14 protein-coding genes and 2 pseudogenes are annotated in these 10,355 nt (G+C 33.4%); 4 read left to right on the plus strand and 12 right to left on the minus strand.

The features are described 5' to 3' along the window. Positions 1 to 535: tyrosine-type recombinase/integrase (locus tag IF125_RS13770; protein WP_225542874.1), on the plus strand; the 535-nt coding region annotated here is incomplete at its 5' end. Further along, positions 514 to 711 (plus strand): annotated as a pseudogene (locus IF125_RS13775) (transposase zinc-binding domain-containing protein); the annotation flags it as partial. The gene IF125_RS13770 and the pseudogene IF125_RS13775, both read left to right, overlap by 22 nt. Here IF125_RS13775 and IF125_RS13780 read toward each other — a convergent pair. Beyond that, positions 712 to 978, minus strand: a complete 267-nt coding sequence (locus tag IF125_RS13780; protein WP_225539818.1) for a GIY-YIG nuclease family protein — start codon at positions 976 to 978, stop codon at positions 712 to 714. Positions 979 to 1,018: 40 nt separating this feature from the next. On the opposite strand from IF125_RS13780, the pseudogene IF125_RS13790 reads away from it, so the two are divergent. After that, positions 1,019 to 1,918, plus strand: a pseudogene (locus IF125_RS13790) (IS91 family transposase); the annotation flags it as partial. A 242-nt stretch (positions 1,919 to 2,160) separates the two neighbouring features. Here the strand turns inward: IF125_RS13790 and IF125_RS13795 are convergent. The 6 genes from IF125_RS13795 to IF125_RS13820 form a co-directional block, all read right to left on the minus strand. Continuing rightward, complete coding sequence (locus IF125_RS13795; RefSeq protein WP_225542876.1) at positions 2,161 to 2,679, minus strand: hypothetical protein; 519 nt, start codon at positions 2,677 to 2,679, stop codon at positions 2,161 to 2,163. Positions 2,680 to 2,952: 273 nt separating this feature from the next. Then, positions 2,953 to 3,426, minus strand: coding sequence for a macro domain-containing protein (locus IF125_RS13800; RefSeq protein ID WP_225542877.1), 474 nt, complete (start codon positions 3,424 to 3,426; stop codon positions 2,953 to 2,955). Further along, the gene (locus tag IF125_RS13805; RefSeq protein WP_225542878.1) at positions 3,414 to 3,683 is read right to left on the minus strand and encodes a hypothetical protein; all 270 of its coding nucleotides are present in this window, start codon (positions 3,681 to 3,683) and stop codon (positions 3,414 to 3,416) included. The genes IF125_RS13800 and IF125_RS13805 overlap by 13 nt, the downstream gene beginning before the upstream one ends. A gap of 195 nt (positions 3,684 to 3,878) precedes the next feature. Continuing rightward, complete coding sequence (locus IF125_RS13810; protein ID WP_225542879.1) at positions 3,879 to 4,196, minus strand: hypothetical protein; 318 nt, start codon at positions 4,194 to 4,196, stop codon at positions 3,879 to 3,881. Positions 4,197 to 4,203: 7 nt separating this feature from the next. Beyond that, entirely contained in the window at positions 4,204 to 4,458 is a 255-nt protein-coding gene (locus IF125_RS13815; protein ID WP_225542880.1) for a hypothetical protein, read from the minus strand. Between the two features lie 222 nt (positions 4,459 to 4,680). Continuing rightward, positions 4,681 to 5,139, minus strand: a complete 459-nt coding sequence (locus IF125_RS13820; protein WP_225542881.1) for a hypothetical protein — start codon at positions 5,137 to 5,139, stop codon at positions 4,681 to 4,683. Between the two features lie 260 nt (positions 5,140 to 5,399). On the opposite strand from IF125_RS13820, the gene IF125_RS13825 reads away from it, so the two are divergent. Further along, entirely contained in the window at positions 5,400 to 7,016 is a 1,617-nt protein-coding gene (locus IF125_RS13825; RefSeq protein WP_455424164.1) for an IS1182 family transposase, read from the plus strand. Positions 7,017 to 7,115: 99 nt separating this feature from the next. On the opposite strand, the gene IF125_RS13830 is transcribed toward IF125_RS13825, so the two are convergent. Genes IF125_RS13830 through IF125_RS13850 form a run of 5 tightly spaced genes read right to left on the minus strand, consistent with a single transcriptional unit; the run spans position 7,116 to position 10,160 of the window. Further along, positions 7,116 to 7,532, minus strand: a complete 417-nt coding sequence (locus IF125_RS13830) for an arsenate reductase ArsC (RefSeq protein WP_225542883.1) — start codon at positions 7,530 to 7,532, stop codon at positions 7,116 to 7,118. Beyond that, positions 7,529 to 8,563 carry an ACR3 family arsenite efflux transporter gene (gene arsB, locus IF125_RS13835; RefSeq protein ID WP_225542884.1) on the minus strand — a complete coding sequence of 345 codons (1,035 nt, stop codon included), beginning with the start codon at positions 8,561 to 8,563 and terminating at the stop codon, positions 7,529 to 7,531. The genes IF125_RS13830 and arsB overlap by 4 nt, the downstream gene beginning before the upstream one ends. Then, on the minus strand, positions 8,553 to 8,966 hold the full coding sequence (locus tag IF125_RS13840) for an OsmC family protein (protein ID WP_124642799.1): 414 nt from the start codon (positions 8,964 to 8,966) through the stop codon (positions 8,553 to 8,555). The genes arsB and IF125_RS13840 overlap by 11 nt, the downstream gene beginning before the upstream one ends. Positions 8,967 to 8,976: 10 nt before the next feature. Continuing rightward, positions 8,977 to 9,816: an arsenite methyltransferase gene (locus IF125_RS13845; protein ID WP_124642830.1), complete on the minus strand. Its 840-nt coding sequence runs from the start codon at positions 9,814 to 9,816 to the stop codon at positions 8,977 to 8,979. 17 nt (positions 9,817 to 9,833) lie between these two features. Next, on the minus strand, positions 9,834 to 10,160 hold the full coding sequence (locus tag IF125_RS13850) for an ArsR/SmtB family transcription factor (protein ID WP_225542885.1): 327 nt from the start codon (positions 10,158 to 10,160) through the stop codon (positions 9,834 to 9,836). Positions 10,161 to 10,355 lie beyond the last annotated feature (195 nt).

Here is a 10,355-nt window from a genome sequence, read left to right on the forward strand (position 1 = left end):
AAGTGCTGATTTATTAAAACATCGTTTACTTATTGGTTTAATTTACAGTTGTGGACTTCGTTGTATGGAGGTAAGAAGAATTGAATTAAAACATTTAGATTTTGATCGAAAATTGCTTCATATCGTTCAAAGCAAAGGTAAAAAAGATCGTTATGTTCCGTTGTCTGATCATATCATTCGTGGCCTAAAAACCTATATTTCTGTTGAACATCCTACGACTTATTTATTTACAGGAAATCCTTTTAATCAAAAAGATTTAAACACTAGCTATAGCCAACGAGGCGTCCAATGGGTGATAAAAACCATTTGTAAGAAAGCCGGTATTTATAAAGATGTCAACACGCATACTTTACGTCATAGTTATGCTACAAATTTATTAGAGGATGGTGTCAATATACTATTGGTTCAACGATTATTGGGACACAGCACAATCGAGAGTACGATGGTTTATTTACATGTTTGTCAGCTCGAAAATAAAAAAGTACATAACCCTTTAGATACTGTTTTTGAATTATGTCGTCGAAATGGGAAGTAGCTGATGTGCTTCGAACACTAGATTTATCCAGTCAAAACTTTACAATACATCAAGAAAAAACATTGCGAGCTTTATCGCTTTGTAGAACCGCTGCTTTAGGAGGTCATGTAGATGCATGTGAAGATTGTGGAAGTTTACACATTAGCTACAATAGTTGTCGTAATAGGCATTGTCCTTTACCCCGTTGGATTATTCCAATAATTTTTTAATCTATTTTTTAAATAAATTTTACCACTACCTGATTTTAGGTATTTTTCTCTTTTTGTAGCATCTTGTTGATTTAAGCAACCTTCCCAATAAATAAGAATAAGAGGTTGTCTATACTTTGTCGCAACAACTTTTCCTTCATTATGAGTTTTAATTCGTTTGTTTAAATCTTTAGTATATCCAGTATATAACATTTTATCTTTTATGCTATATAATACATAAACATAGTAATACATTTTTTTATATAAATATAATGATAAAATCCTACGGGGAAATTGTCAAGGTCACAAACGAGAAGAATGGATAAATGCTCGAGAACAAGATTTATTACCTTGTAGTTACTATCATTTAGTTTTTACGTTACCTAATCAACTGAATGATTTAGCAATCAAAGAACCTCGGAAAGTATATAAAATCCTTTTTGATGCAGCTTGGAGTACAATGTCCACGTTTGCTCAAACGGAAGGTTTACAGCTTGGGATGATTGCAATATTACATACATGGGGACAAAACTTAAGCCTTCATCCTCACTTGCATTGTATCGTGCCGGGAGCGGGAATTCAGGCTAATAAAAAATGGAAACGAAAGATTAAATCGGATAAATATCTTTTCTCAGTTAAGGCATTAAGTAAGGTATTTAGAGCAAAGTATGTAACTTTTTTGCGTAAAGAAAAGTTGGGAGATATTCAATTATTTGATTCTTTATTTAAATCAAATTGGGTGGTATATGCCAAACGTCCATTTGGAGGACCAAAACAAGTGATCGAATATTTAGGACGATACACACACAAGGTAGCTATTAGTAACCATCGTATCAAAGAGGTTACTGCAACAGAAGTTAATTTTCGGTACAAAGATTATAGCAGCAATGGTCAAAATAAGGAAATGCTGTTACCAAATCACGAATTTATTCGTCGTTTTAGTCTACACATTTTACCCAAACGTTTTGTTCGAATAAGACATTATGGAATTTTAAGCAGCAGTTGGAAAAGAGGAAAATTACAAGACTTACAAAAACAATTAAAAGTCAAACGAAAAGAATCAAAAATAAAAACAAAACATCGCCTTTGTTATTGCTGTAAAGAAGGCAATTTAGTAACATTAGCACTCTTTGGAGATCGAGGTCCACCAAAAACTTATCTTTTTAAATCAGAAGTAAATTCCCCTGTTAATTAACTTAATGGGTAAGGGATTTTATGCCTGAAAATTAAAGTTTTTAGTACTTCACAGTCTAAGGAAGCACAAAAAAAGCAGTAATCATATAAAATACTGCTTGTATATCTTAAAACTAAACTTCGATAACTCCATAAGAATTAAAAGCTAACTCCGGTTCCGTTCAACAGGCTTCCATCTCATGCCCTCCGGGCAAGACGAAAGCTTAGTTATTAGCGGTAGTTTTTATTTTTGTCTTTATTTTCTTAGACAATCATTGCTTTGTCGCCTGGTTTCGCATTTATAACTCTTTCCGAGTAACCTTGGAAGAAAAAAGGAATATTATCTTCTTGTCCATTTTCAATTCTCATTTTTACTTTGTCGAAAGCAACTAATGAAATTTCGTAATTAGGAAGTCCAGTAACTAAAATAGGTTGGTCTAATTTGTCATACCAAAAATATTTCCCTCCAAAATTTCTTCTGGCAACTTCAAATATATACGAACCAGCTTGCGCAATTAAATCACTTTTCATTTCATCGTCCATTTTTTCAGCGAAGTCTGCGAAATTGTCAAGAAGTTCATCAAGTGATTCTAAACTTTTTACAGAGTAGTCGAATGCATCATCATATCTTTCTCCAAATGCCTCAATTATTCTTTCAGCATTTGCTGTTGAGTCGTCAATAAATTCTTGTTGCGTTTCATCAACGACATTGTTTGTTTGTGTTGGCTGTACAGTCGGATTTGGTTGAGTTTCTTTCTTTTTAAAAAAGTCAAATAGTCCCATAAGTGAATGTTTTTTTGTGTTTTCTAATTTGTTAATTGTCTCTTTAATTGTCGGTTTTTTAAAATTACCGCTAACGTTTCGGGTATTGCCGAAGGCGGGGAATTTATGGCTGAAAGCTTAAATTCTGCACCGAGGCTAGCCAAAACGAATTTATATGAGTTAAATTTAAAAATAAAAAACGAATAAAATTCGTTTTTGGCGGAATAGTAGGGCAGATGTTGAGTTATTCACTTTAGCCCCGCTTTTGGCAATACCGTGTTAGCGGCTGCCCTTTTATTTTAAGTCATAAACATACGTTTCAATATCCTTTTCAATTAGTGATTGGTTTATCAAGGGTTCAATTTGTTCCCAAGTTCCACCAGCAAGACCACAACCAATTCTCGGCATATGAACACTTGCGTTTTTATCAATTGAAAAGCAAGAAACTTTTTCAAGTCCTTTTAAAATGGCTTCATAACGAATTGGAACATTACCATTTTCATCTTTATTAATTTTATGTTGTCCGATTAAATTAGCAATCCAAATGTCTTTTTCAACTTGTACAAACTGAACATTTCCAAGATTGAAATTTACATTTGATTTAAACCATTCTCTATATTGTTGTTCAGGTTCTTTCCATTTTTTAGAAATTGCTAATACAAATCCTTTTCCCCAACCACCAATGTCATTACAAACGTGAACAATTATTTTGTTTCCATTTATATGCGGACTTGTTGCATCACCAATTAAATAATTCAATTTTGCCATTTAGATTCAAATTCAGTTTCAGTTATTGAATAATTTTCAAACTCATCAAGATAAAGAAATTGGTCAGTCAAAAATCCATATTCATCTTCTCTATGCTTATTGTCATATCTTAATTCTTTATCATTTTCATAAACCTCAATTTGGCGCAATACTTCTCCGTTTTGAAGTGTTTCAAAATAATAGTTGCAAGTTCCCCAAACTTCATCTTGTTCAATTCTAATTTCGTTAAAATATCTTTTGTAGTAAAGTTTTTTCATAGGGTTGCCGCTAACGGGCCGCGGCTTGGCGAAGTGCGGGCTTGAATTGAGCGAAAGTTCAATTCAGAACCGAACGAAGCAAAAGCTGTGGCTTTTGGTAAATTTAATAAAAAAACAAAAGCAAAACAGCTTTTGCGGATAAAATAGGCGAGAAGTACAATTTTGCACTCTCCCCCGCATTTTGCCAAACCGATGTTAGCAGAAGTTTTTTAATTCTTCAATATTATTCCCAGCCGTTTCCACAATAATTTCATCACTAAACTCACGAGAATGTATTATTCCAATCCCACCTTCAGGTCTTAGTTCGTAACCATTTTCTAAACGTATTCTGTAATTAAAGTCCATTATATTAGAAATTCCTTTTTGTTCAAAATGTTTATGTATTTCGTTTTGATAGTTTTTGTAAATTTCAGTTGGAATTAATTCACCAAAAAGTACTCCCATAAACTCATCCGAAATTTCTAAATTTATAATTCCGATTATATCATCGTCAACAAGTAATTTTGCATTCATTTTGACACTATTTGATAATATCTAAATCTGTAGTTAAAATCCACAAAGAATTTTTTATAGGATTATGATTGAAAAGTTTTAATTCATCTAAATTATCATCAAATAATACTAAAACTCTGTTCTCAAAATTTTCATTTTTAGTTTCAATAATATTTCCAGTTTTTCCAATTAATTTCCAATAATTTTCTCTTTCATCTAGATCAGAATTACTTGAATTTTTGCCTAAAAATGATTTCAATTTAACTTTTTGATTTTCTAACATTGCTTTGGGAAAAATTTCTGCTAACGGGCCGCGGCTTGGCGAAGTGCGGGCTTGAATTGAGCGAAAGTTCAATTCAGAACCGAACGAAGCAAAAGCTGTGAGCCTTTTGGTAAATTTAATAAAAAAACAAAAGCAAACAGCTTTTGGCGGCTAAAAAGGCGAGAAGTTCAATTGTGCACTTAACCTCGCATTTTGCCAAGCCGATGTTACCTGCAGTTTCTTTTATTCAGGCAATTTTCGTAAAACGTTTCCAAGAAAAATTCCACTTATTAAAGTTGGAAGAAAACCAAAAAGTAAAATCCAATATAATGGCTTAAAGAAATAATCATAAACTTCTTCACCCAAATTATATTCATAATGTTGGTTAGGAAGTCCTTCTTGTAAAAATCCAACTGTTGAACCTATTATGGTTCCAAAAAATAAAACTAAAAATATTGCTAAAATTCCGTGAAAAATATTAAATTTTTTTGTTTTAGATTTAAACCTCCATAGATTTTCCCCAACAATTTTCCCAATGAAATACAGTCCAAGGATTCCAATAATGAAGTTCAAAAATGCATCGTTAATGAATTTAAAGGTTCCTCGAAAATCAAAATTTGTTAATGCTGAAAACATTAAGAATGCAATAAGTAAATTTATAGTTATTGTCCAATAAATAAATTTTGTGATTTTTTGATTCATTTCGTATTATGAAGAGTTTTAGTGAAATTGCAGGTAACGGGCCTAGTATTTGCGAAAAACGGGAGAGAAGTTGAGCGAAAGCTCAAGTTCGAACGTTCAAGCAAATTGCTTTGATATAACGTAATTATTAGATTGTTATTGCAAAAGCAATTTTGCGATTGGAAATGAATGGGATGAAAGTTTACTTTCAGCCCGTTTTTCGCGAAATACTATGTGCTTGTTGCACAACTCAAAATAAAAAAAAATTCGGATCTTGTAGTATGCAAGGACGAAAAGAATTTACCCCACAATTATTTTACGAACTAAGTTTAGAGCGGTTAGTTCCACCCGATAACTTTTATCGCCATGTAAATCAAGCATTAGATTTACATTTTTTGTACAAATCCACTCAAAAATATTACGGCACTCAAGGTCAAGAGAGTATTGATCCGGTGGTGTTTTTTAAAATTTTATTGGTCGGTTATTTGAATAATATCAACAGCGACAGAGCATTGATTCGTTTTTGTTCGGATAGTTTGAGTATTCGTTTATTTTTAGGCTATGATCTGAACGAAGAATTGCCTTGGCATTCGACAATTAGCCGAACTCGCGCATTATTTGGCGAAGAAGTTTTCTTGCAATTGTTTCAGTTGGTTTTAAAACTGTGTGTCAATAAAGGCATGGTTTCTGGGAAACGTCAGGCGGTAGATTCAGCGTTTATAAAAGCGAACGCTAGCATGGATTCTCTTGTTGAAAAAGAGGTTCTAAACGATGCTTCTGCTTTTGTAAATGAGTTGGAAGAAAATTCAGAATTCAGAGCATGCAGAGAGCCTAATCGAACTGTAACATCAACTCGAAAGAAGTTAGTAGAACAACATCATAATTGGAAAAAAGAAGAGTTTAAAGGAATGCCTGCTGCTCGCAAAACGATTCAAAAAAATGAAGATGGTGAAGATATTCGTCCAAAATTTTTGAGTAATCATACCCATTATAGTCCAACAGATCCCGATGCCAAAATCTCGACCAAACCAGGAAAACCACGTCAATTAAATTATGCGGGACAGTTAGCAGTTGATGATAAACACCATGTGATTACAGCCGCTTGTGCCAGCACAGCAGGTAGTAAAGACAGTGCTATTTTTGCAGAAATTATGGATCAAACGATTGAAAATTTTAAACAAAATGAGATTCAAATAGGAGAAGTTTTGGCTGATGCGGGTTACAGTAGCGGTACGAGTTTGCAATATTGTGAAGATCATAACTTAGATGCTTGGATCCCCAACTTTGGACAATATAAACCCGAACGGGAAGGCTTTATTTTCAATAAAAAAGAAAACCGTTACGAATGTATTCAAGAAGGCGGAAATAAAGCTTTTTTACCGTTTAAACGGACTTTAACAGACAGCAAAGGTTATGAAAAGAAGAGCTACCGAAGTAGTGAGCATGACTGTGGAAAATGCCCTTTGAGAGCGCAATGTTGTGGTAAAGTAACCAAGTTTAAAAAATTGGAAGAAAGCATTCACAAACCTTTGTACGATAAAATGCACGAAAAACTCACCAAAAACAAAGCATATCACCGCAGGTTAGTAAAGCGTCGAAGTGCTACAGTAGAACCCGTTTTAGGAACGTTGATTAACTTTTTTAACCTAAAACGAATCAACAGCAGAGGAATGGCACAAGCCAATAAACACGTTTTGATGTCAAGTTTATCTTACAACTTGAAGAAATATCTACGCTTTACAGTCAAAAAATCAAGTGTTTTAGCCCAAGTTATTTCTTTAAAACAAGGGAAGAACTACGCTTCTACAAAATCACTCCTTCACGACTTAAAAAGTGAGTTTTTAAGCAAACCTAATATTACAATTCAGCATATTTTTCTAAAAATAAACCTCGCTTAAAAAGGCTTAAACGAGGTCCAATATATCGTATTTTTATTTAAAATAGGAGTTGTGCAACAGTTACCCTTGTTATGCGTTCGCCCTTTTTTGGTCGTCAAGTTACAAATTTTCAGTAATAAAATCTTTGCAATACGCTTTAATTTGTTGTCTCACTTTTCTAAATTCTTCGGCAATTTCTTCGTCCGTTCCTGTTGCTTTGGCTGGGTCGGGAAAATTGTAATGAAATTTTTTGGCTTTTGTCGGAAAGAATGGACAGCGTTCTTTGGCGTTGTCGCAAACGGTAATAACAAAGTCAAAGTCTATATTTCTGTATTCGTCAATGTTGTTTGATGTATGATTTGAAATGTTAATTCCATCTTCTTTCATTGTGGCAATTGCTTTTGGATTTACTCCGTGCGTTTCCACACCTGCACTGTAAACGTCTGCTTTTTTACCTGCAAAATAGCGTAAATAACCTTCTGCAATTTGGCTTCTACAACTGTTTCCTGTGCAAAGCACTAAAATTTTCTGGTTCATTTTATATCGTATTTTTGTTTTAGAAATAGACTAATCTTGACTAATAATATCAAAACGGGAACTTCTACTAAAGGACCAATAACTCCAACAAAAGCCTGTGGCGAATTGATACCAAAGACTGCAATAGCAACTGCAATTGCTAATTCAAAATTGTTTCCTGTGGCGGTGAATGAAATTGAAGCATTTTTATCATAAGGAACTTTCAACGCTTTATTGATGAAAAAACTCACGAAAAACATCAATACAAAATAGATGATAAGCGGAACGGCTATTTTTAAAACATCAAATGGTAATTCAATTATTTTGTCGCCTTTTAAACTGAACATTACAACAATAGTTAGCAAAAGAGCAATCAATGTAATGGGCGAAATTTTAGGAATAAATTTGTGATGATACCATTCTTTCCCTTTTCGTTTTATTAAAATGTATCGGGTTAAAAAACCTGCTAAAAATGGAATACCCAAGTATATTAAAACGCTTTCAGTAACAGCACGCATTGAAACGCTTACATCAAAATCCCCCAATCCAAGATATTTTGGTAAAACATTGATGAACAACCATACAAAAAAACTGTAAGAGAAAATTTGAAAAATACTATTCAAAGCAACAAGTAAAGCGGTGTATTCTCTGTTAGCTTTGGCTAAATCACTCCAAACTATAACCATTGCGATACATCTTGCCAAACCAATCAAGATAAGTCCTGTCATATATTCAGGTTCGTTTCGCAAAAACAAAACGGCTAATCCGAACATCAACAAAGTACCGATTACCCAATTGAGTAACAAAGAAATGGCAATTACTTTTCTATCTTGTAACGCTTTGGGCAATAAGGAATAATCCACTTTTGCTAATGGTGGATACATCATTAAAATTAATCCGATTGCCAATGGAATATTAGTTGTTCCGATTGAAACGGCATTGATATTAGTAGGAATATTTGGGAAAAAATATCCCAAACCAACACCAATTGCCATTGCTAAAAATATCCAGACCGTCAGATAACGGTCTAAGAACTTCATTTTAATATTCATCGTTTTTTACTTGAATAATTTCTCCATTTATAGTGCACGATAACTTTACGGTATTGTAGATTGTGCCAAATTTTTCAATATTCTTCTTTAGCAATACGGTATTTATATTTTCATCAGCACTGTAAATAATTAACTTGTAATTTATATTATCCATTTTCACAGGTTTTTCCGTGCGAATAGCGGACACATTTACTACGGCTTTTGCATAAGTGAAATTCATCATAGCAGAAAATCGTTCTACATTTTTTAGCATACACGCAGCAAAAGCTCCTAAAAAAAGTTCGGCAGGATTAGGTAAAATTTCTGCTGAATTTGAAGTCGTTCCAAAAGCTATCTCATTTTGCTTTATTTGTAGTATCGCATCTTTTGTTGAAACAGATGAAGCCTTAATTTGATATTCCATAATTATTTTTTTAGCAACATTTCGAACTTGGTGAACAACAATCCGCTGGCTTTTCGGCATAAACCGTTATGCTTCTAATTACCGTATCGTTTGCTTTGTATTGCGTAATTTCTTCTTCATTTAGATAATCCTTCAAAATATCGTCAGGAACAATAATCGGTTTGTCTTTTTGAATAATCATATTTGCAAATCCAACTTTGCTTACAAAGCTCAAATATTCTTCTTTATCAATCGCACTTGCCACACATCCTGCATACATTTCAGCCGCATTTTTAATTTTTTCGGGTAGTTCTCCTGTTAAAACAATATCTGAAATACTGAAATGTCCGCCTGGTTTTAATACGCGGAACATTTCGGCAAAAACCGCTTGTTTATTCGGTACAAGGTTTAAGACACAATTGCTCACAATGACATCTGCCGTATTCGCGGCTACAGGCATATTTTCAATATCACCTTGTCTAAATTCAACATTATTAAAACCCAATTTTTCTGCATTTTGCCGAGCTTTATCAATCATCGCTTCTGTAAAATCAATTCCGATAACTTTTCCAGTTTCGCCTGTTTCTGCTCTGGCAACGAAACAATCATTACCCGCTCCGCTTCCTAAATCAATAACGGTATCGCCTTTTTTGATTTTGGCAAATTGTGTAGGCAAGCCACAACCCAAACCTAAATCTGCATCGGGATTATAACCATCCAGCTCGTTGTATTCTTCGCTCATGATGTTATATACTTCGGTGCTACAACTACCTGCACCACAGCAGGAAGAAGCGTTACTTCCTTTGTCTTGTAAAGCAATTTCACTGTATTTTTGCTTTACCATTTCTTTGATTTCTTGTTCTGTTTGCATTATTTTTATTTTTTAATTTAACAACAGTCTTGATGGATAACATTAGAAGCAATATTTCCAAAATATTTACTTAGTAATTCGAAAGTAGATTCGTTGATACAATAGCACACCGTATTTCCTTCAATTGTTCCTTTGATTAAATTGGCATCTTTAAGAACTTTTAGGTGCTGAGAAATCGTAGGTTGTGCAAGCGGAATTTTTTCTAAAATATCATTTCCGATACAAGCATTTACTTTTAATAATAAGTCGATAATAGCAACTCTTGCAGGATGCCCCATTGCTTTTGCAATTATCGCAATTTCGCTTTGTTTTTCTGTAAAATGTTCTGTTTTAGTTGTTCCCATACCTTTATTATAATATTGCAATATTACGATATACTTTTGAATTAAAAAAATAATTGTGACTTTTTGTTTTTAAAATGATGGATGATTGTTTATTAGAGTTGTTCTTTAGGGTGACGCATAACGTTTGGCAAATTGGCGATGGAGCCGACTTTTAGCACAAATGTTGAATAGAATTACTAATCTTCAACATTGCAC

Origin of the sequence: Empedobacter stercoris (genome assembly GCF_020281205.1) — a bacterium.
GTDB classification, from domain to species: domain Bacteria; phylum Bacteroidota; class Bacteroidia; order Flavobacteriales; family Weeksellaceae; genus Empedobacter; species Empedobacter stercoris.